Genomic DNA, 21,151 nt, shown 5'->3' with positions numbered 1-21,151 from the left:
TGGAGGACCCATGGTCGAGCACGATTTCCGCTACACCCTTTTCAACCCGCAACACACCCTGATCGAATGCCGCGCGCTGGTACCGGGCCGTTATCAGGTCACCGGCAACGGCGGTTCGATCCAGAAAGGCGACGTCCTGCTGGTATCGCTCAAAGGCAGCAAGAGCCTGTCGATGCGCCTGACCGTGGACACCGTACGCCACCTGATCAACCCGAGCGGCCAGTGGGTTGCCGTGGCCCAGGGCCCGGTGTTCAACGAGCTGGAAATCCTCGAATGGCAGGTCAAGTGCGACAGCTGCGACGCGGTGCTGGACTTCGAGTTCGCCGTCGAGGCCAAGTTGGGCAAGAAGGGCCATGCCCCTGCCGCCACCGCGCGCATCGCCGAGCTTGGCTGGAGCAGCCAGGGCGATGGCCACCTGTGCCCGAAGTGCCAGGAGCGTGGTTGAGTGAAACAGCTGTTGATTGCTGCGCTGATCGCTGGCGGCCTGGCCGGCTGCGCCTCTGAGCCTTCGCCGCTGCGCCAGGAGCAAAGCTATGTGCTGGAGTGGATCGGCGAACGCCCTTTGATGGACTACAGCCACCTCACGCTGACCCTGGCCAGCGACGGCCGTGCCTACGGCAATGCCGGCTGCAACCACTGGTTCGCGCCTTACACCCTGGACGGCGAGCACCTGAGCTTCGGCAAGGTCGGCAAGACTCGCAAGCTCTGCGCGCCGGCGGTGATGGAGCAGGAGAAACGCTTCCTCCAGGCGCTGGAGAACGTGCAGCGCTGGGATGTGTCGCCGGTCGAGCAGATCCGTTTCTGGCCCGCCGAAGGCAAGCCGCTGCGCTTCTGGCCTGAGGAAGGCTGACAGCCGCGGCAAGCTACGAGCTGCAAGCTACAAGAAGAGGCAAGGATCACGCCCTGCTCTTGCTTGTAGCTCGCCGCTGACCTCAGGCCCCGCCCTTGAGCGCCTTGATCTTGGCCTGCAACCCTTCGAGGGTCTGCTCACCCATCAACTGCTCACGCACCTTGCCCTTGTCGTCGATGATGTAGGTGACCGGCAGCGCCTCGCTGCGTGGCAGCTTGTAACGCTCGGCGGGGTCTTGCGCGAGCACCGTGAAGGTAATCCCCAGCGTATCGGCAGAGGCTTTCAAGTCCGCGCCTTGCAGGCCATCGTAGTTCACCCCCACCACCTTGATACCCTGGGCCTCCCACTGCTTGGCCGCCGCATTGAGTTCGGGGATTTCCGTGCGGCACGGGCCGCACCATTCGGCCCAGTAGTTGAGCACCAGCCAGTGCCCCTGGATCTGTTCGGCCTTCACCGTGTTGCCGTGCTGGTCCACGCCGTAATCGGCACCGCAGCCGCCGAGCAACAGGCTCGCGGTGATGGCCAGTACCGCTGCCAAACGCCTTGCCATGGGTCAATCCTTCTCGAAGTTTTCAAGCATTGAAGTCGGTCGCTGCGGTTAGAATAGCCGCCACACCTTGCTGGATGCGACCCGCCATGACCGAACTGACGCTCTATCATAACCCGCGCTGCTCCAAATCCCGCGGCGCCCTTGAGCTGCTCGAAGCCCGCGGCCTGACCCCCACCGTCGTGCGCTACCTGGAGACGCCACCAGATACCGCCACCCTCACGCAATTACTCGCCCGCCTCGGTATCCCGGCGCGTCAATTGCTGCGCAGCGGCGAAGACGAATACAAGGCCCTCGGCCTGGCCGATTCCTCGCTGAGCGAAGCCCAGCTGATCGAGGCGATGGTGCAGCACCCCAAACTCATCGAGCGCCCGATCCTGGTCGCTGGCGACAAGGCCGTCATCGGTCGTCCGCCTGAAAAAGTCCTGGAGATCCTGCCGTGAGCGCGCCCTACATCCTGGTGCTCTACTACAGCCGCCACGGCGCCACCAGCGAAATGGCCCGGCATATCGCCCGCGGCGTCGAGATGGCCGGCCTGGAGGCGCGTCTGCGCACGGTGCCGGCCATTTCTACCGAGTGCGAAGCGGTCGCCCCGGACATCCCGGCCAGCGGCGCGCTGTACGCCACCCTCGACGACCTGCGCCACTGCGCGGGCCTGGCCATGGGCAGCCCGACCCGCTTCGGCAACATGGCAGCACCACTGAAGTACTTCCTCGACGGTACCAGCAGCCTGTGGCTGGGTGGCGAGCTGGTAGGCAAGCCGGCTGCGGTGTTCACCTCCACCGCCAGCCTGCATGGCGGCCAGGAGACCACCCTGCTGTCGATGCTGCTGCCGCTGATGCACCACGGCATGCTGGTCACAGGCCTGCCCTACAGCGAATCGGCGCTGCTGGAGACCACCGGCGGCGGCACGCCCTATGGGGCCAGCCACCACGCAGGCGCAGATGGCAAGCGCGAGCTGGACACACACGAGATCGCCTTGTGCCGTGCCCTCGGCCAACGCCTGGCGAACACCGCCAAGGCCCTCGGTGGCCAACGTGGCTAGGAAGCCGAAGGTTTTGCCACCACTCGACTGGCTGCTGCCGCGCGTACGCACCACCCGCGCCTTGAGCCTGGCGTGTTTCTTCGGGCTGATCGTGTTGCTGGTGGTCAACAACCTGTGGTTCGCCAACCTGCATGGGGCGCGGGTCGAAGTGATCCTGGCGGTTGAGCTGGTGCCATTGGCGCTGCTGCTGCCGGGCATGCTGCGGGGCAGCGCCAGGGCGCACGCCTGGACCTGCTTCGTGGTGAACATCTACTTCATCAAGGGCGTACTGGCAGCGTTCGACCCATCACGGGCAATGTTCGGATGGGTCGAGGTGCTGGTGAGCCTGGGACTGTTCGTCAGCGGGCTGCTGTATGTGCGCTGGAAGTTCCAGCTTGAACGGCGCCTGGCGGGCGAATGAACCGCAGAAGGATCCCCCTGTAGGAGCGGCGGATTCAGGCGCGGCAAGGTCAGTGGTTGACGGTATGCGCCAGCATCACCGACAACTGGCACAGCGGCCGCCCACTCTGGGCCTGCCACTGGTTGAACGCCTGCTGCACCAACGCCAGGTCGCGCTGGCTGGTCGGTGGTTTGTCGATGATCTTCTGGGCGATCAGGGCCGCCGCCATGTCATCGGTAGGAATGAACGTATCCTTGCCCACCATGCGCAAGAAGCGCGGCGCCGACAGCCCCCCGAGCTGGTTGCCGTGCTTGGCCAGGTACTTCCACAGCCCGACGATATCGGTCGTGGGCCAGTCGGCGATGAACGCGCCGAAACTGCCGTGCTCCTTGACCACATCCAGCACCATCTGCGCATTGCGCGGCACGCTCTTGAGCTTGCCCAGGTGACGGATGATGCGCTCGTCGTGCATCAAGCGCTCCAGGTGCTCGGCGCCCATCAGCACGACCTTTTCTGGGTCGAAGCCGAAGAATGCCTGCTCGAACACTGGCCACTTGGCGTCCACCAGGCTGTGCTTGAGGCCCGCGCGGAACACCCGCAGGGCCAGCGTCGACAGGTAGCGGTCATCGCTGATGCCGCGCAGCTGCGCAGGCGTGCGCGGCTGCGGCAGGAAGGCTTCCAGCGCCTGGGCAGAGCCGAAGCGGTTCAGGCAGTATTCATACAGCCATTGATAATCGCGCATACGTTCAGATGTTCAGCACGTCGAGAAAGCGCGGCGTGGCGCTTTCGTCGATCTTCAGGCTGGTGAAGTCGAACAGATTGCGGTCGGCCAGTTGCGATGGCGCAACGTTCTGCAGGGCGCGGAAGATGCTTTCGGTACGACCTGGGTGCTTGCGCTCCCACTCCACCAGCATGTCCTTGACCACCTGGCGTTGCAGGTTCTCCTGCGAGCCGCACAGGTTGCACGGGATGATCGGGAACTCGCGCATGTCCGAGTAGGCCTGGATGTCCTTCTCGCTGCAGTAGGCCAGCGGGCGGATTACCACGTTGCGCCCATCGTCGGCGCGCAGCTTCGGCGGCATGCCCTTGAGCGAGCCGTTGAAGAACATGTTGAGGAAGAACGTCTCGACGATGTCGTCGCGGTGGTGACCCAGGGCCATCTTGGTCGCGCCGATTTCGTCGGCGAAGGTGTACAGCGTGCCACGGCGCAGGCGCGAACACAGCGAGCAGGTGGTCTTGCCTTCAGGCACCAGTTCCTTGACCACCGAGTAGGTATCCTTCTCGACGATGTGGTACTCGATGCCCAGCTCCTTGAGATACGCGGGCAGCACGTGCTCGGGGAAGCCTGGCTGCTTCTGGTCCATGTTCACCGCGACGATCTCGAACTGGATCGGCGCCACCTTCTGCAGGTGCAACAGAACATCGAGCATGGTGTAGCTGTCCTTGCCGCCGGACAGGCAGACCATGACCTTGTCGCCATCCTCGATCATGTTGTAGTCGGTGATGGCTTCGCCAGCGAGGCGACGCAGGCGTTTTTGCAGTTTGTTCTGGTTGACCGAAAGGGTGCCCATAGCGCTTGGATCCGCAAGGTGTGACAAAAGCCGACTATTTTACGCACAAACCGGTCACGGCAGTAGGAGATTCCGATAAAGACTTCAAGGGAATCAAGCCTGCGCTGGACAGTGCGATTTGCTCTAAAAACCGGGAATTATGCAGGGATGCGCTTCCTATACTGCGACATAAGGCCGCATTGTCGCCGCATCGGTGTCCTGGCCTCGGGCCGCTTGCGCTCCAGTTGGGGGCGGTTGGCAATATGCAGAGGAGTGACCGGCATGATTCATCACGTTGTGGGGCTGTTTACCCATCCCGACCAGGAGTGGCGGGAGATCCGTGGCGAGGAAGAAAGCATCAGCCACATGTACCTGACGCACACCTTGATCCTGGCGGCGATACCGGCCGTATCGGCGTTCATCGGCACCACCCAGGTCGGCTGGGTGATCGGTGAACGGCCAGCGGTGATGCTGACCCTGGAAAGCGCACTGTGGATGAGCATCATGTCGTACCTGGCAATGCTCGCCGGGGTGGCGGTGATGGGCGCCTTCATCCACTGGATGGCACGCACCTACGACGCCAATCCGAGCATGGCGCAATGTATCGCCTTCGCCACCTATACCGCCACACCGCTGTTCCTCGGCGGACTCGCAGCGCTGTATCCACACCTGTGGCTGGGCATGCTGATTGGCACGGCCGCCATCTGCTACACCGTGTACCTGCTTTACGTGGGGCTGCCGACGTTCATGAACATTCCCGCCGACGAAGGCTTTTTGTTCTCAAGTTCAGTGCTAGCGGTCGGGCTGGTGGTGCTGGTGGCGATCATGGCGGCCACGGTGATCATCTGGGGCTTGGGTGTGGGGCCTGTCTACACCAATTGACCCAGCAATCGGGGCTGCTTGGCAGCCCCTCGCCCTGCGCGGGTAAAACCCGCGACTATCGCGGCAATGCCGAGCTGGGCGAAGCCTTGCCCACGACGGGCCGAGCGTAGACCGACGGCTCGGCAACCCTGCGCCGCTTGCGGCATAATGGCTGGCCAGGAGAATCACCCCGCCATGCCCGAGCTGCTCAAACAACGCGTCGAAACCTGTTACCAGCAAGCCGAAACGTTCTTCAAACGTACCTTCCCGCGCCCGCAAGTGAGCTTCAAGCTGCGCGGCCAGAAAGCCGGCGTCGCGCACCTGCACGAAAACCTGCTGCGCTTCAACCTGCAACTGTACCGGGAAAACCAGGACGACTTCCTGCGCCAGACCGTGGCCCATGAGGTGGCACATCTGGTCGCCCACCAGTTGTTCGGCGACCGCATCCAGGCCCACGGCGAAGAGTGGCAACTGATCATGCGCGGGGTCTACGAACTGCCGCCCAACCGCTGCCACAACTACGCAGTGCAACGGCGCCAGGTGACGCGCTACATCTATACCTGTAGCTGCCCGGAACAGGAGTTTCCCTTTACCGCCCAGCGCCACACCCTGGTAGGCAGGGGGCGCCGCTACCTGTGCCGGCGCTGCCGGGCCACGTTGGCGTTCAGCGGGCAGACGCGGGTGGAATGATCCACCCGCCGCGCCGGGTCAGGCTGCCAGGTGGTCCTGGCTGAAGCTGGTCACGCCCACCAGCTTGATCTCGAAGTCAGCGGTGAACTTACCATCGCTGCCAAGCTTGGCGTCGATGTTGCCTGACAGGATCTCGTCGGCGAAACGCAGTTGCCCGGCGCCGGTGAAATCGCCCGAGCCGATGAAGGTGAATGCGTTGACCCCCTTGAGCAAGACGTTGGCATCGATCTTGGTCAAATCGATGCGGTCGCCCTCGGCGCCGTTGAAATCGGTGATCACGTCGCGCTTGTCACCCAAGCCCATTTCCTTGAGCAGGCTGAACACGAAGATGTCTGCGCCCTGGCCACCGGTCATGGTGTCGGTACCCAAGCCGCCGATAAGTACGTCGTTACCGGCGCCGCCATCGAGTACATCGTTACCAGCACCGCCGTTGAGGGTGTTGTTGCCCGCATTGCCGATGATCACGTTATTCAGCGTGTTGCCGGTGCCATTGAGGTTGTCCAGCCCGGTGAGGGTGAGGTTTTCGAGGTTAGCGCCGAGGGTCCAGTTGACCGACGCGCGTACGGTGTCGATACCGGCGTTGGCGCCTTCGATGACCACGTCACGCAGGTTGTCGACCACGTAGGTGTCGTTACCCTGGCCGCCGACCAGCGTGTCGATACCCTCGCCGCCGTCCAGCCAGTTGTCGCCAGCGTTACCGGTGATGCGGTTGTTCTGGGTATTGCCTGTTCCGTTGATGTTGTCGGTGCCGGTCAGGGTGAGGTTCTCGAGGTTGTCGCTCAAGGTCCAGTTGACCGAGGAAAAGACGTTGTCGATCTCCTTGACCGAGGTGCCGCCCTCGATGATCACGTCGTCGATGCTGTCGACATAGTAGGTGTCGTTGCCCAGGCCGCCGATCAAGGTGTCGGCGCCACCGCCACCGCGTAGCACGTTGGCGCCATCGTTGCCGGTGAGCACGTTGTCCAGGGCGTTGCCAGTGAGGCTGAGGTTGGCCTTGCCCAACAATTCACCGTCCTCGACATTGGCCGCCAGCACGTAGCTGACGGACGCCCGCACCAGGTCGCGGCCTTCAGCGGCGCCTTCGAGCTCGATCACCACATCGCGCAGGTTGTCGACGTAGTAGATGTCGTCGCCCTGCCCGCCGATCAGGGTGTCGATACCCGCGCCGCCGTCGAGCAGGTCGTTGCCCTCGCCGCCCTCCAGGCGATCGTTGCCGGCACCGCCGTACAGCGAGTCATTGCCAGCACCACCGACCAGCGTGTTGCTGCCGGCATTGCCGGTGATCACGTTGTCCAGCTCATTGCCGACACCGTTGAGGTTGGCATTGCCGGTCAGTACCAGATTCTCGACGTTTGCGCTCAGGGTATAACTGACCGAGGCGCGTACCGTGTCGATCTCGCTGGCCAGGGTACTCTCCTCGATGACCACATCACTGACGTTGTCGACGATATAGGTGTCATTGCCCAAGCCGCCCCTCATGATGTCGGCGCCACCGCGGCCGTCGAGCACGTTGTCCAGGGCATTGCCGATCAGGGTGTCGGCAAAGGCCGAACCGGTGGCGTTCTCGATCTTGGCGCCGTAGGCGATGGCTAGGCCGTTGTTGATCATTTCATTACGCGCATAGTCGTAGAACAGCGCGCCAATGTTGCTGAATTCACCTTCGTTCAGGTTGAGCAGCACGCCAGCGGTCTGGTTGCTGGCGTCGAGGGTGTCCGTGCCGCCGGCATCCCAAATGGTCTGGAACACCACTTGGCCGGGCTTGAAGCTGTAGGTGTTGTTGCCGGTTTGCCAAGTCATGTTGGCGCCGTACAGGTACTGGATCGCCGCGATGTCATACAACATCGGCGTGGTCGGTTCCACGTAGGCCGTCATCTGGGCGTTGTAGTAGTCGTTGCTGTAGCTCATCAGGGTGTAGCGCACATCGTCCAGCGCGTCGGGCAACACCGCACTGTTGTTGCTGGCACTCTCGAACGGATGCTTCAAGCCCAGGGCATGACCGATCTCGTGCATGAAGGTCATGTAGTCATAAGTACCGGCAACCGGCTTGGCCTGATTGGTGGCCGGGCCGATCCACACGTCTCCACCGCTGGGGCTGTTGGCCGGGTAGTAAGCCCAGGCAGCGGCGGTGTTGCCCATGCCACTGAAACCACCGAAGCGCAGGTCGCCCACCGACGTACTGGTTTCGGTCACCTGGGTGAAGCTGATGTTGGCCACGGCCGACCATGCGCCAAGCGCGCCCTTGACCGCGGTTTGCTGCGCGGCGCTCAAGTTGTAGGCGTTCAGGTACTCGCTGCTGTCGGAGTAACGGTTGTAGAACATCGATTTGCCCACCACGACGAAACTGTAGGACAAGGACGTCGTGCCGGTAGCCCAGGCATTGCCCCAGGCACTGCCGGCCAGGAGGCTATTGAGGAGTGTGCTGTTCGGCAGCGAAACGCTATGGGAGGCTGAATAGCCGGTTGGGCTTGGCATTGCACTACATTCCTGAATAGACCGTGAACATCCGTGTACTCAACGCCTGGCCGGTCCGTAATCCCAGGCAGCGATTTAAGTGCTGGCAATCTACCATTATTTTGACGTCAAACCTACGTTGCCGTCGAACAGTAGGGTACAAAAAAACCCATCCGAAGATGGGTTTCTTTGTGCATCAGGCCGACGCTATCAGCGGCTGGCCGGACCTTCCGCGACACCCAGGTCGTCGGTTGGACGGGTATCGATCAGTGGCGAACCACCCGAGGCCAGTTCGGCTTGCAGGGTATCGGTGTCCAGCTCCTTGACCCATTTGGCGACCACCACGGTAGCCACCGCGTTGCCGATCAGGTTGGTCAGGGCACGGGCTTCGGACATGAAGCGGTCGATACCCAGGATCAGCGCAAGGCCGGCAACCGGCAGGTGGCCCACGGCGGACAGGGTCGCAGCCAGGACGATGAAGCCCGAACCGGTTACGCCCGCAGCGCCTTTGGAGGCGACCAGCAGCACCAGCAGCAAGGTGATCTGGTGGGTGATGTCCATGGTGGTGTCGGTCGCCTGGGCGATGAACACAGCGGCCATGGTCAGGTAGATCGAGGTGCCGTCCAGGTTGAACGAGTAGCCGGTCGGAATCACCAGACCCACCACGGATTTCTTCGCACCCAGGCGCTCCATCTTGGCCAGCATGCGTGGCAGGGCCGACTCGGAAGACGAAGTGCCCAGCACGATCAGCAGCTCTTCACGGATGTAGCGGATCAGCTTGAGGACGCTGAAACCGTGGGCGCGGCAGATACCGCCCAGCACGATCAGGATGAACAGCAGGCAGGTGATGTAGAAGCAGGCCATCAGGTAGCCCAGCTGCACCAGCGAACCCACGCCGTACTGGCCGATGGTGAAGGCCATGGCACCGAAGGCACCGACCGGCGCCAGCTTCATGATCATGTTGATGATGTTGAACATCACATGCGCGAAGCGGTCGATCAGCTCCAGCACCGGCTTGCCGTAGCTGCCCAGGCGGTGCAGGGCGAAGCCGAACAGCACCGAGAACATCAGCACTTGCAGGATGTCGCCGTTGGCGAAGGCACCGACCACGGTGTTGGGGATGACGTTGAGCAGGAAGCCGACAGTGGTCTGCTGCGCGCCGGCGGCGGCGTAGGCAGCCACGCTGCTGGCGTTCAGGGTGCTGACGTCGACGTGCATGCCGGCACCCGGCTGCACCACATTGACCACGACCAGGCCGATGATCAGGGCGACGGTAGAGACGATCTCGAAGTACAGCAGTGCGTAGCCGCCGGTTTTGCCGACCGATTTCATGCTCTGCATGCCAGCGATGCCGCTGACCACGGTACAGAAGATGATCGGGGCGATGACCATCTTGATGAGTTTGACGAAGCCATCGCCGAGCGGCTTGAGGGCAACGCCGGTTTCTGGGTAGTAGTGGCCGAGCAGGATACCGATGGTGATCGCGACGATCACCTGGACATACAGCGATTTGTACAGCGGCTGACGAGTCGTCATGGCTAATTTTCCTCAAGTGTGCCGGCGCATCCTTCCCAGGATGTCGGGGCACCTGAATCGCGAACCCTCCTGCACCTGGAGGGATTTGTCGTTGTGTTCGAGCTGCCTGGCAGGCGTCTGCCCGGTCTCTACTCAGCTCAATAGCAAGGGCGATGCCAAAATGCCCGACCACGGTGCAAACCCAATGTTTACGGGATATTTTTGCCCTCGGACGGGGCGCTCGACGAGGTTTTGGCTGGCGGATTTCCGCCCGTTGGCGGGAATCGTACAAGGGGTGTGGCGGGAATCCGCCCGAAAGTAATGTTCACGCGGGTTTGGTCAGAGCGCTTTACCTGTAGGAGTCCACCCAGCCCTGCCGGGCCGCGCTGTCGCGCAGAGAACTGATTTCGCAAGCACGCTGCGTACCCTGTGGGAGCGGCTTTAGCCGCGAACACCGGCAAAGCCGGTGCCATTCACCGTGTCTGGTTGCTTCGCGGGTGAACCCGCTCCCACAGGTACAGCGCTCTACTCGGGTAATGCGCAAGCCAGTCAATCATTCGAGCCGGAAGACAATCTTGAACAACGCCCCGCCCAGTTCGGAATCCCCCAGGCTCAGCTCGGCGTCATAGCTGCCGACGATATCCTTGACCACCGCCAGCCCGATGCCCTGCCCTGGGTGCTGGCTGTCCAGGCGCTCGCCACGCTCCAGGATGCGCTCACGCTGGTCCGCCGGCACTCCAGGACCGTCGTCCTCGACGCACAGCTCGAGCTGCCCAACGGTTTGCCGCAGGCTCACCCGCACCTGGCCCAGGCACAAGCGGTAGGCATTCTCTAGCAGGTTGCCAAGCAGTTCGAGTAAGGCGCCCTGCTCCATCGGCACGCGCGCCTGGGCCGGGACGTCCAGGCTGACCTGCACGCGCTTGTCGCGGTAGACCTTGGCCAAGGTGCTGCACAGGCTGTCGAGCAGCGGTTCGAGTTGCACCTGATGGCGCACCAAGCCGCTCTTGCGCAGGCTGGCCCGTTGCAACTGGTAGTCGATCTGCTGGCTCATGCGTTCGATCTGGCTTTGCAGCACATGCGCCTGTTCAGGCTCGTAGCGCCCCTTCTCCAGACGCTCGCCCACCCCTTGCAACACCGCCAGGGGGGTCTTGAGGCTATGCGCCAGATCGTCCAGCGAATCGCGGTAGCGCTGGCGCTGTTCGCGCTCGCTGCGCAGCAGGCGGTTGAGCGAGCCGGTCAGGCGCAACAGCTCGCGCGGGTGCTCGCGGCTCAGCCCGTCACGCGCGCCCGCCTCGACCTGGTCGAGTTCGACACTGAGCCTGCGCAGCGAGCGCAGGCCCCAGGTCAACCCGGCCCAGAGCAGCACCAGCAACGCCAGCAAGGCCGCGCCAAAACCCAGGTAAAGCTTCTCGCGCAGGCCATGCAGGGTGTTCTGGTATTCACGCACCGGCTGCAACGCGACGATGCTGAACGCAGCGCTCTTGCCGCCGAGCAGCTTGACCTCGACGTCGTAGACGAAGAACTCCTCGCCATCACGCTGGTGAATGCGCGCGAATTCGTTGCCGCGCCCGTCATAGCGAGGCTGGTAGTTGATGTTCTGGTTACGCGTGGCACGCGATTGCCAGACCAAGTTGCCTTGCCGGTCGAAGATGTAGCCGAGCAGGCCGGTGTACGGCAGGTTGAAGCGCTCGTCCGGGAGCAAGGCCGGCATCTGTAGACGGCCCTGTTCGATGCGCGCAGCGGAGATCAAGGTGGTCACATCCGAGGCCAGGCGCTGCTCGATAGACTCCTGCAAGGCCAGGCTGAAGGCCTTCTGCAAGGCCGGCAACAACGCCAGCATGAACAGCAGCGCGAGCAGCGCCGCCGCCAGCATCAGGCGCACGCGCAGCGAGCGGATCAACGGCAACGCTCGGTGAACAGGTAGCCCAGGCCGCGCACCGTGTCGATGGGTTTGAAACCTGTGGTGCCTTCGAGCTTGCGTCGCAGGCGGCCGACCAACACTTCGATGACATTCGGGTCGCGCTCTTCATCGTCGGGATACAACTGCTCCATCAGCCGCTCCTTGGCCACCACCTGTTGGTGATGGCGCATGAGGTATTCAAGGATGCGGTATTCATAGGCCGTCAGCGCCAGCGGTGCGGCGTCGAGGCTGGCTTGCTTGCGGTTGAGGTCCAGCACCAGGGGGCCGGCAGCGATAGTCGCCTGGGTGAAACCGCTGGAGCGACGCAGCAAGGCATTCAGACGCGCTTCCAGTTCCTCGAACTGGAACGGCTTGACGACATAGTCGTCGGCACCAGCGGCCAGGCCTTCGACCTTGTCCTGCCAGTTGCCACGGGCAGTGAGGATGAGGATTGGGAACGTCTGGCCAAGGCTGCGCAACTGGCGGATCAGGTCCAACCCGCTCATGCCTGGCAGGCCCAGGTCGATCACAGCCAAGTCGTGGTTGTACTGCTCGGCCTGGTACAGGGCCTCTTCTGCGTTGGCCACCGCCTGTACCACGTGCCCGCTTTCGCCCAGGCGGGTGAACAGGTGATGGCGCAGCAGTGCCTCGTCCTCGACCACCAGCAATTTCATGCGCATCTCCTTCGATCCAATCGCGGCAGCGGCCTCAGCACAGGCTGTCGCGCAGCTGTGCGGCGCGGGCGACAACCTGTGATGAAGCCACTGCTGGCCACAGCATAATCAGAACTTGTAGGTGGCCGCCAGGTAAGTCTGGGCGCTGCTGGTCAGGCGCAGGGTACCGTCCTTCGGCCCGCCATGCTCGCCAATCTCGGTACTGGCATTGCTGCGCAGGTAACGGTAGCCGAGTTCGACCGAGGCTTGGTCGGTGACCTGCTGGATCACACCGGCCTGCAAGCCGACCGCGTAGCCGATATCGGTGTCGCGGCTGGCTCCAGGGGAATCCTGTGTGAGCTTGGTCATGCCCAGGCTACCGCCACCGAAAAGCTTGGTGGTATCTCCCAGCGGCAGGAACACATCATAGCTGCCCAGCAGGTTCTCCTGGCGCAGCTTGACCCCACCGTGATCGCCGGAGACGTTGTCGTAGGTCAGGTAGTAGCGGCCTTGCTCGTTGATCTTGCCCAGGCGTACACCCCAGGTGTCGTCCTTGCCAATGATGCCGTCGGCATTGAGGTTGTCGGTGTTGCTTTGCAGCAGGCCTGACTTGCGCACCTTGTCGCTGGTCTGGCCATAGGTGAGGCTGGCGAAGTTGTCATCGGCCTGGGCAGCGGTGGTGAGGCCAGCAGCGCACACCGCCATGGCGGCGATCAGGGTATTGAGCGATTTCATGGTTCAGGTACTCCGGTTGGGTGCGTTGTGTGTGTCTGCGGGCTAGAGTAGGGAGGGCGTCCTGAACCACCGCTGAACCCAGCCTGAACCTTCGCTGAACGAAGCGGCCACCGTCGTAAAAGGAGTTAGACCATGCGTTCCCTGCTTGCCCTGGCACTGTTGTGCTGTACCGCCCTTGCTCAAGCGGCGGTGCAGACCCGAGAAATCCGCTACCAGGATGCCGACGGCACCGCGCTGATCGGCTACTACGCCTATGACGATGCCATCGAAGGCAAGCGCCCCGGCATCGTCGTGGTGCATGAATGGTGGGGGCTGAACGATTACGCCAAGCGCCGTGCCCGCGACCTCGCCGCCTTGGGCTACAACGCCCTGGCCATCGACATGTACGGCGACGGCAAGCACACCGAGCACCCCCAGGACGCCCAGGCGTTCATGGCGGCGGCGATGAAAGACCCCGCCGCCGCCGCGCGACGCTTCGATGCCGGGCTAGAACTGCTGAAGCTGCAACCGAACACCAACAAGCACCAACTGGGCGCAGTGGGTTACTGCTTTGGCGGCAAGGTGGTACTCGACGCCGCGCGGCGTGGCGAGAAACTCGACGGAGTGGTGAGCTTCCATGGCGCCCTGGCCACCCAGACCCCGGCCAAGCCAGGCGTGGTGCGGGCGAAGATCCTGGTGGAGCACGGCGAGGCCGACAGCATGGTGACCCCGGAGCAGGTGGCGGCATTCAAGGCCGAAATGGACGCAGCCAAGGCCGACTACCGGTTCGTCGCGATTCCAGGGGCCAAGCATGGCTTCACCAACCCGGATGCCGACCGCCTGAGCCATGGCGCGCATGGTGGCCCGGATATCGGCTATGACAAGGCCGCGGACGAGAGTTCCTGGAAGGACATGCAGGCGTTCTTCAAGACCGCCTTCGACTGAGCAGCCAGCACCGGGCATGACTTGCACCCTGGCGCATGGCTGGCACAATACCGCCATGAACAGATTGCCCGCCTGCTGCACCCCGCCCCAGCACCACTGGCCCCTGCCCCGCCCGGTCGAGGGGGCGGTGCTGGTGAGCTGTACGTTCGATCCGGCGCGACTCGCCGCTGACGACTTCCAGCGTGCCGGGATTGTCCAGAGCGCCAGCCTGCAACGCTCGGTCGCCAAGCGCCAAGCTGAGTACCTGGCAGGCCGGGTGTGCGCCCGCGAGGCGCTGCGCCTACTCGATGGCCGTGACTATGTCCCCGCCACGGCAGAGGATCGCGCGCCGATCTGGCCTGCGGCCATTCATGGCTCGATTACCCATGGCCAGGGCTGGGCCGCCGCCGTGGTGGCCGCCCGAGGCACCGGCCTGGGCCTGGATCAGGAAACCCTGCTCAGCGACGAACGCGCCGAACGCCTGGCCAGCGAAATTCTGACCCCCGCCGAACTTGAACGCCTCGCTCCTGCTCAGCAGGCGCTGGCGGTGACGCTGACGTTCTCGCTCAAGGAAAGCCTGTTCAAGGCGCTCTACCCGATCACCCGTCAACGCTTTTATTTCGAGCATGCCGAGGTGCTGACCTGGTCCGCCGACGGCCACGCCCGCTTGCGCCTGCTCACCGACCTGTCAGCCCAGTGGCGCCACGGCGTGGAACTCGATGGCCAGTTCTGCGTGCAGGACGGCCACCTGTTGAGCCTGGTCAGCGTCTAGTCGCGAGGCTGCTCACGCGGCCAACTCAAGCTGAAGCGGGCCCCACCCAGCGACTCGCTATGCCCCACCAAGGCACGCCCGCCGTGCCAGTAGATGATCCGCCGCACGATCGACAAGCCCAAGCCATGGCCGCCCGAAGCGCGGGTTCGGCTATCGTCCAGGCGCGTGAAGGGGGTGAAGATGCGGTCCCACACGCCCTCGGGAATACCTGGGCCGTCGTCTTCCACATCGATTCGGCAACGCTGCTGGCCTAACTGGTAGCTCAAGCGCACCTCGGACTCGGCATGGCGCATGGCATTGCGCACCAGGTTCTGTAAGGCCCGGTGCAGGTAGCGCGGCTCGGCCTCGACCCAGGCACCCGCGCCCTCCAGGCCACGGCATGCTGCGCGCAGCACGCGCACCTCGGCGCGCAGCGGGGCCAGTTCGGCGATCACCCGGTCGAGCAGCGCATCCAGGTCCACGGCCTGGAACTGCAAGGCCGGCGTACCCTGCTCCAGGCGCGCGTAGGTCAGCATCTCGTCGACCAGCTTGTCCAGGTCCTGAATATCGCCATCCATGCCCGCCAGGTGCTTGGCACGCGCCTGCTCGGTGCTCGCGCTTTCGAGCATCTCCAGGCCGAAGCGCAGACGTGCCACCGGCGTACGCAGTTCATGGGACACCGCCCGCACCAGCTCGCGCTGCATGGTCAGCGAACGCTGCAGGTGCTCGGCCATACCGTTGAACGCTTCGGCCAGGCGCCCGACCGAGTCCGCACCACCGGCCGGCACACGGGTGTCGAGGCTGCCCTGGGCGAGGCGTGTCGCGGCCACCTCCAGCCCCGAGAGTCGGCGTTCCAGCCCTCGCACCAGCAGGTACACCACCAACCCGATCAGGCACAGGCCCAGGCAGGCAATCAAAATCAGCAATTGCGGCGGATACGGGTTGAGCTGGTGCAGCGGGCCGATCTCAAGCACCCAGGGCGAACCCGAAAGGCCTGAGAACACGCGGATCGAGTCGCCATCCTTGCCCAGCGCCATCACCGTGTCGCCCTCCTCTACCCGGCGACGCTGGTCGTCATCCAGGGCCGTGCGCTCGATGCGTTGCAGGGCAATGTCGAACCCAAAACCTTTGCTGCGCTTCAATTGCGCCAGACGCGCCTGTTGCTCGGTCACCGGGTAGCGCACCAACTCGTCGGCCAACAAATAAAGCGTGGCGCGCGCCAACTGCTCGCTGACCTGCTTGACCTCGGCCACCAGCAACAGGTCTTCACGGCCCACGCGGCGCAGCACTCGGGCAGCGTGGGGGCCGGTCTTCTCCACCACCACCAGGTCACGGTACAGACGTGCCCGCTGGCCGCCATCGAGGGTGAAAGCCGACATCGGCTGCAACTTCAACGGCACCCCGAGCAGGCGCTCCCACATCAACAGCGAACGCTTGCGCGCCACCTCGTTCTGCTGCGCCAGGTTGTCGGCCATCAGGCTGAAGGTGCCCTGGGCCAGGCCCTCGCGGTGCTGGCCGGCGCGCACCTCGTTGACCAGGTGCAAACTCAGCGCACCGAGCACGGCAACCAGCACCAACACGGCCAGCATGCCGCCGTAGATGCGCAGGAAGATCGCGTTCATGGCGCCAGCGCCTGGGCCGCCTCGCCAACGAACAGGTAGCCCTTGCTGCGCAGGGTCTTGATCAGCCGCGGGTTGAGCGGATCGTCACCGATTTTGGGGCGGATCTTGGAAATACGCACATCGATGGAGCGGTCCTGACCGTCATAGCCCACCCCACGCAGGGCGGTGAAGATCTGCTCACGCGACAGCACCCGCCCGGCGTGGCTGGCGAGCAGCCAGAGCAGGTCGAACTCGGCACCGGTCAGCTCGACCCGCTGGCCTTCCAAGCGTGCCTCGCGCAGGCGGTTGTCGATCTGCAACGCGCCAAATGCCAAGAGCTGCCGCCGCTCAGGCGCTTCGCTGCGCCGCAACAGGGCCTGGATTCGCGCCAGCAACAGGCGCGGGCGCACCGGCTTGCAGACGTAGTCGTCGGCGCCCTGGTCCAGGCCCTGCACCTGGTCGAGTTCATCGCTACGGGCCGTGAGCATCAGGATCGGGCCTGCATATTGGCCGCGTACGCGCCGGCAGATGCTCAGGCCGTCTTCACCGGGCAGCATCAGGTCGAGGATCACCAGGTCCGGCTGGCTGTCGATGATGCGCCGCACGGCGCGGGCGCCATCGCCTTCGACGCTGACCTCGTAGCCATTGGCCTGGAGGTACTCGGCGGTGAGTTCGGCGAGGCGCGGGTCGTCTTCGACGATGAGAATGCGGTTGCTGGGTTGATCCATTGCCCCTGCCTTCTAATTGTTATTGTCTGTCTTCTACTGCGGCCCTTTCGCGGGCGCTGTCAACCCAAGTCTCTGATCCCGATCAGGATTCACTTCACTAAAGCGCAATATCTGCCCCGGATACTACGTCCAGCCCCGCCCCCTGCCAACCACGCCGACGCAGCCCTCGACTGAAGCGTTTTTTGTGATAGGGTGCGCGCCCTTGAAAATCTGTCGCACCCTGAAGAAACCCGGAAATTTCGCGCAAACCAGTTAGCACAAGGCCTACAGCGAATACCCACCTAAGACTCACAAAGTACCCACAACTTATCCACAGGGCGCTCGCCTTGCAAAGCCCCTGATACCGCATTATCTTGTATCCCCATCGCGACGAACCACTAGATATTGGGGTTCGAGCAAAATCACAAACACAAGTCGACAGGCAAATTCAAGCGAATTTACCCACTGAACTTAGCGTGATTTCACCTGCCAAACCGCTCCTGCGGAGGCGACCGAGGCAAGCCCGTCCACGGCCTTGTTCGGGTATGAATGCTGCAGGCAACGCCGGGCACTCATCAGCAACCGTTTTTGGGCATGGCCCAGAACCTTTGACTTCGGCCAGGGAGCGGCAGATGCACTGCCCTAATTCCTGAGTCTGTCCCGAAGTTGGCAAGCCCGCGCGGCGGATGCACTGGCAGTGCGTCCCCACCCAGGCCACCAGACTGGCGGATGGAACGGTGGGCGCCCACAAGGCGCCTGAACACTATAGAAACTGTGGAGACACCCACCCATGCAAACCGACACAACTCGCGAGAACCCGCAGGCCCTGGCGCCGCAGGCCGAGTCCAATCAGGACCTGGCTGCCACCGCCCCAGGCCAACTGCGCGTGATCAAGCGCAACGGTACTGTCGTCGCCTACACCGACGACAAGATCACCGTGGCCATCACCAAGGCGTTCCTCGCAGTTGAAGGCGGCACCGCCGCTGCCTCGTCGCGCATCCACGACACCGTCGCGCGCCTGACCGAGCAGGTCACCGCCACGTTCAAGCGTCGCATGCCATCGGGTGGCACCATCCACATCGAGGAAATCCAGGACCAGGTCGAACTGGCCCTGATGCGTGCCGGCGAGCAGAAAGTCGCCCGCGACTACGTGATCTACCGTGAACAACGCGCCAAGGAGCGCGCCACCCGCGTAGCCAGCGAGAGCGTGGTCGAGCCGCACCCAAGCATCCGCATCACCCTGGCCGACGGCAGCCTGGCCCCTCTGGACATGGCCCGCCTGAACACCATCATCAGCGAAGCCTGCGAAGGCCTGGCCGAAGTCGATGGCGAGCTGATCCAGCGCGACACCCTGAAGAACCTGTACGACGGCGTGGCCATCAAGGACGTCAACACCGCCCTGGTGATGACCGCCCGTACCCTGGTCGAGCGTGAGCCGAACTACTCGTTCGTCACCGCCCGCCTGCTGATGGACACCCTGCGCGCCGAAGGCCTGGGCTTCCTCGGCGTGGCCGAAAGCGCCACCCACCACGAAATGGCCGAGCTGTACGCCAAGGCCCTGCCGGCCTACGTCGAAAAAGGCGTCGAGTTCGAGCTGCTCGACCCAGCACTCAAAGGCTATGACCTGGAGCGCATGGGCAAGGCGATCAACCACGAACGCGACCAACAGTTCACCTACCTGGGCCTGCAAACCCTCTACGACCGCTACTTCATCCACAAGGATGGCGTGCGCTTCGAGCTGCCGCAGGTCTTCTTCATGCGTGTGGCCATGGGCCTGGCGCTGGAAGAGAAAGACAAAGAAGCCCGTGCGATCGAGTTCTACAACCTGCTGTCCTCGTTCGACTACATGGCCTCGACCCCGACCCTGTTCAACGCTGGCACCCTGCGTCCACAGCTGTCGAGCTGCTACCTGACCACCGTGCCGGACGACCTGTCGGGCATCTACCACGCGATCCACGACAACGCCATGCTGTCGAAATTCGCCGGTGGCCTGGGCAACGACTGGACCCCGGTACGCGCCCTGGGCTCGTACATCAAGGGCACCAACGGTAAATCCCAAGGCGTCGTGCCGTTCCTGAAAGTGGTCAACGACACCGCCGTTGCGGTCAACCAGGGCGGCAAGCGCAAAGGCGCCGTGTGTGCCTACCTGGAAACCTGGCACCTGGACATCGAAGAGTTCATCGAGCTGCGCAAGAACACCGGTGATGACCGTCGTCGTACCCACGACATGAACACCGCCAACTGGATCCCTGACCTGTTCATGAAGCGTGTCTTCGATGACGGCAAGTGGACCCTGTTCTCGCCATCGGAAGTGCCTGATCTGCACGACCTGACCGGCAAGGCCTTCGAAGAGCGCTACGAGTACTACGAAGCCCTGACCGAGTACAACAAGATCAAGGTGTTCAAGACCGTCCAGGCCAAAGACCTTTGGCGCAAGATGCTGTCGATGCTGTTCGAGACCGGCCACCCATGGCTGACCTTCAAGGACCCATGCAACCTGCGCAGCCCGCAGCAGCACGTGGGCGTGGTCCACAGCTCGAACCTGTGCACCGAGATCACCTTGAACACCAACAAGGACGAAATCGCAGTCTGCAACCTGGGTTCGATCAACCTGCCGAACCACATTGTCGACGGCAAGCTGGACACCGCCAAGCTGCAACGCACCGTGAACACCGCCGTGCGCATGCTCGATAACGTGATCGACATCAACTACTACTCGGTGCCGCAAGCGCGCAACTCGAACTTCAAGCACCGCCCGGTCGGCCTGGGCATCATGGGCTTCCAGGACGCGCTGTACCTGCAGCACATCCCGTACGGCTCGGACGCTGCCGTCGAGTTCGCCGACAAGTCGATGGAAGCGGTCAGCTACTTCGCCATCCAGGCCTCGTGCGACCTGGCCGATGAGCGCGGCGCCTACGAGACGTTCCAGGGTTCGCTGTGGTCCAAAGGCATCCTGCCGCTGGATTCGCAACAGATCCTGATCGAAGCCCGTGGCCAGAAGTACATCGACGTCGACCTGACCGAGTCGCTGGATTGGGCACCGGTGCGCGAGCGCGTGAAAAAAGGTATTCGTAACTCGAACATCATGGCCATTGCGCCGACCGCGACCATCGCCAACATCACCGGCGTGTCGCAGTCGATCGAGCCGACCTACCAGAACCTGTACGTGAAATCGAACCTCTCGGGCGAATTCACCGTGATCAACCCGTACCTGGTCCGCGACCTGAAAGCCCGCGGCCTGTGGGACTCGGTAATGATCAACGACCTGAAGTACTACGACGGTTCCGTGCAGCAGATCGAGCGCATTCCGCAAGAGCTCAAAGACCTCTACGCCACCGCGTTCGAAGTCGAGACCAAGTGGATCGTCGATGCAGCCTCGCGTCGCCAGAAGTGGATCGACCAGGCGCAGTCGCTGAACCTGTACATCGCTGGCGCTTCGGGCAAGAAGCTGGACGTGACCTACCGCATGGCCTGGTACCGTGGTCTGAAGACCACCTACTACCTCCGTGCCCTGGCCGCGACCAGCACCGAGAAGTCGACCATCAACACCGGCAAGCTCAACGCCGTATCGAGCGGCGGCGACAGCGCCCCGGTCCAGGCAGCGGGCCCAGCGCCAGTGCCGAAGGCCTGCGCGATCGACGAGCCGGATTGCGAAGCCTGCCAATAAGGCGCAAGTAGCATGCTGATGCCGCAAGGGGTGCCCACGGGCGCCGCTTGCGGCATTTTTGTATCCACGCCGTAGAGAAGCGTTGCCCGTTTCCCGCCACGATCCAGGCTCGCTAAAAGGACAGGACCTCTTAACAAAGGACCTGACTCATGACGCGGAAAAAAGTGGCAACTCGCAAGATTGGTCGCAATGCCGAGACCGGCCGCTTCACCTCGGTCGAACAGGCGCGCAAGCACCCCAAGACCCATGTGGTCGAGACGCTGCACACACGCTGCGACTGATGGCTGCAGTCGGCGACTTTGCCGACAATTTCGGGGCCGCTTTGCGGCCCTTTCGCGACACAAGG

At 63.3% G+C, this 21,151-nt stretch carries 21 protein-coding genes; 11 read left to right on the top strand and 10 right to left on the bottom strand.

Annotation, left to right across the window (positions count from 1 at the left end):
- Window positions 1-10 precede the first annotated feature (10 nt).
- Both ACNFIC_RS22335 and ACNFIC_RS22330 read left to right on the top strand, forming a co-directional pair.
- Complete coding sequence (locus tag ACNFIC_RS22335; RefSeq protein WP_138219652.1) at window positions 11-445, top strand: hypothetical protein; 435 nt, start codon at window positions 11-13, stop codon at window positions 443-445.
- Window positions 446-850: an META domain-containing protein gene (locus ACNFIC_RS22330; protein WP_138219653.1), complete on the top strand. Its 405-nt coding sequence runs from the start codon at window positions 446-448 to the stop codon at window positions 848-850.
- An 82-nt stretch (window positions 851-932) separates the two neighbouring features.
- Here ACNFIC_RS22330 and ACNFIC_RS22325 read toward each other — a convergent pair whose 3' ends face one another.
- Window positions 933-1,400, bottom strand: coding sequence for a TlpA disulfide reductase family protein (locus ACNFIC_RS22325; RefSeq protein ID WP_138219654.1), 468 nt, complete (start codon window positions 1,398-1,400; stop codon window positions 933-935).
- An 86-nt stretch (window positions 1,401-1,486) separates the two neighbouring features.
- On the opposite strand from ACNFIC_RS22325, the gene arsC reads away from it, so the two are divergent.
- Genes arsC through ACNFIC_RS22310 form a run of 3 tightly spaced genes read left to right on the top strand, consistent with a single transcriptional unit; the run spans window position 1,487 to window position 2,842 of the window.
- Entirely contained in the window at window positions 1,487-1,840 is a 354-nt protein-coding gene (arsC, locus tag ACNFIC_RS22320) for an arsenate reductase (glutaredoxin) (protein WP_138219655.1), read from the top strand.
- Window positions 1,837-2,442, top strand: coding sequence for an NAD(P)H:quinone oxidoreductase (gene wrbA / locus ACNFIC_RS22315; protein WP_138219656.1), 606 nt, complete (start codon window positions 1,837-1,839; stop codon window positions 2,440-2,442). The genes arsC and wrbA overlap by 4 nt, the downstream gene beginning before the upstream one ends.
- On the top strand, window positions 2,435-2,842 hold the full coding sequence (locus ACNFIC_RS22310; RefSeq protein ID WP_138219657.1) for a DUF2069 domain-containing protein: 408 nt from the start codon (window positions 2,435-2,437) through the stop codon (window positions 2,840-2,842). Before wrbA ends, ACNFIC_RS22310 begins: the two co-directional genes overlap by 8 nt.
- 49 nt (window positions 2,843-2,891) lie before the next feature.
- Here the strand turns inward: ACNFIC_RS22310 and ACNFIC_RS22305 are convergent, their stop codons facing one another.
- Window positions 2,892-3,563: a DNA-3-methyladenine glycosylase I gene (locus tag ACNFIC_RS22305; protein ID WP_416782043.1), complete on the bottom strand. Its 672-nt coding sequence runs from the start codon at window positions 3,561-3,563 to the stop codon at window positions 2,892-2,894.
- Between the two features lie 4 nt (window positions 3,564-3,567).
- On the bottom strand, window positions 3,568-4,392 hold the full coding sequence (gene ttcA / locus ACNFIC_RS22300; RefSeq protein WP_138219659.1) for a tRNA 2-thiocytidine(32) synthetase TtcA: 825 nt from the start codon (window positions 4,390-4,392) through the stop codon (window positions 3,568-3,570).
- Between the two features lie 261 nt (window positions 4,393-4,653).
- Between ttcA and ACNFIC_RS22295 the strand changes: the two genes are divergently transcribed.
- Together ACNFIC_RS22295 and ACNFIC_RS22290 are read left to right on the top strand one after the other, a co-directional pair.
- Window positions 4,654-5,253 carry a Yip1 family protein gene (locus ACNFIC_RS22295; protein ID WP_138219660.1) on the top strand — a complete coding sequence of 200 codons (600 nt, stop codon included), beginning with the start codon at window positions 4,654-4,656 and terminating at the stop codon, window positions 5,251-5,253.
- 174 nt (window positions 5,254-5,427) lie between these two features.
- Window positions 5,428-5,922 carry a SprT family zinc-dependent metalloprotease gene (locus ACNFIC_RS22290; RefSeq protein WP_416782042.1) on the top strand — a complete coding sequence of 165 codons (495 nt, stop codon included), beginning with the start codon at window positions 5,428-5,430 and terminating at the stop codon, window positions 5,920-5,922.
- 18 nt (window positions 5,923-5,940) lie between these two features.
- Here ACNFIC_RS22290 and ACNFIC_RS22285 read toward each other — a convergent pair whose 3' ends face one another.
- From ACNFIC_RS22285 to ACNFIC_RS22265, 5 genes are all read right to left on the bottom strand, one after another.
- Window positions 5,941-8,394, bottom strand: coding sequence for a M10 family metallopeptidase C-terminal domain-containing protein (locus tag ACNFIC_RS22285; RefSeq protein ID WP_416782041.1), 2,454 nt, complete (start codon window positions 8,392-8,394; stop codon window positions 5,941-5,943).
- 189 nt (window positions 8,395-8,583) lie between these two features.
- Window positions 8,584-9,909: a dicarboxylate/amino acid:cation symporter gene (locus ACNFIC_RS22280; protein WP_138219663.1), complete on the bottom strand. Its 1,326-nt coding sequence runs from the start codon at window positions 9,907-9,909 to the stop codon at window positions 8,584-8,586.
- A 532-nt stretch (window positions 9,910-10,441) separates the two neighbouring features.
- Entirely contained in the window at window positions 10,442-11,788 is a 1,347-nt protein-coding gene (locus ACNFIC_RS22275) for an ATP-binding protein (RefSeq protein ID WP_416782040.1), read from the bottom strand.
- Window positions 11,785-12,462 carry a response regulator gene (locus ACNFIC_RS22270; protein ID WP_416782039.1) on the bottom strand — a complete coding sequence of 226 codons (678 nt, stop codon included), beginning with the start codon at window positions 12,460-12,462 and terminating at the stop codon, window positions 11,785-11,787. The genes ACNFIC_RS22275 and ACNFIC_RS22270 overlap by 4 nt, the downstream gene beginning before the upstream one ends.
- Before the next feature lie 108 nt (window positions 12,463-12,570).
- Entirely contained in the window at window positions 12,571-13,176 is a 606-nt protein-coding gene (locus ACNFIC_RS22265; RefSeq protein ID WP_416782038.1) for an outer membrane protein, read from the bottom strand.
- Between the two features lie 132 nt (window positions 13,177-13,308).
- On the opposite strand from ACNFIC_RS22265, the gene ACNFIC_RS22260 reads away from it, so the two are divergent.
- Window positions 13,309-14,100 carry a dienelactone hydrolase family protein gene (locus ACNFIC_RS22260; protein WP_138219667.1) on the top strand — a complete coding sequence of 264 codons (792 nt, stop codon included), beginning with the start codon at window positions 13,309-13,311 and terminating at the stop codon, window positions 14,098-14,100.
- Window positions 14,101-14,155: 55 nt separating this feature from the next.
- Entirely contained in the window at window positions 14,156-14,851 is a 696-nt protein-coding gene (locus tag ACNFIC_RS22255; protein ID WP_416782036.1) for a 4'-phosphopantetheinyl transferase family protein, read from the top strand.
- Here ACNFIC_RS22255 and ACNFIC_RS22250 read toward each other — a convergent pair.
- Both ACNFIC_RS22250 and ACNFIC_RS22245 read right to left on the bottom strand, forming a co-directional pair.
- Window positions 14,848-16,452, bottom strand: coding sequence for an ATP-binding protein (locus ACNFIC_RS22250; protein ID WP_416782034.1), 1,605 nt, complete (start codon window positions 16,450-16,452; stop codon window positions 14,848-14,850). The two genes, ACNFIC_RS22255 and ACNFIC_RS22250, sit on opposite strands and share 4 nt — an antisense overlap.
- Window positions 16,449-17,159 carry a response regulator transcription factor gene (locus ACNFIC_RS22245; protein WP_138219670.1) on the bottom strand — a complete coding sequence of 237 codons (711 nt, stop codon included), beginning with the start codon at window positions 17,157-17,159 and terminating at the stop codon, window positions 16,449-16,451. The genes ACNFIC_RS22250 and ACNFIC_RS22245 overlap by 4 nt, the downstream gene beginning before the upstream one ends.
- Before the next feature lie 769 nt (window positions 17,160-17,928).
- Between ACNFIC_RS22245 and ACNFIC_RS22240 the strand changes: the two genes are divergently transcribed.
- On the top strand, window positions 17,929-20,805 hold the full coding sequence (locus ACNFIC_RS22240; RefSeq protein WP_138219671.1) for a ribonucleoside-diphosphate reductase subunit alpha: 2,877 nt from the start codon (window positions 17,929-17,931) through the stop codon (window positions 20,803-20,805).
- Between the two features lie 149 nt (window positions 20,806-20,954).
- Complete coding sequence (locus tag ACNFIC_RS22235) at window positions 20,955-21,086, top strand: hypothetical protein (RefSeq protein WP_276610562.1); 132 nt, start codon at window positions 20,955-20,957, stop codon at window positions 21,084-21,086.
- The last annotated feature ends 65 nt before the right edge of the window (window positions 21,087-21,151 follow it).

Origin of the sequence: Pseudomonas sp. NY15463, from assembly GCF_048068415.1 — a bacterium.
GTDB lineage: Bacteria > Pseudomonadota > Gammaproteobacteria > Pseudomonadales > Pseudomonadaceae > Aquipseudomonas > Aquipseudomonas mosselii_C.
The sequence above is the reverse complement of the archived record's forward strand: the minus strand, read 5'-3'. Positions and strand labels throughout refer to the sequence as shown.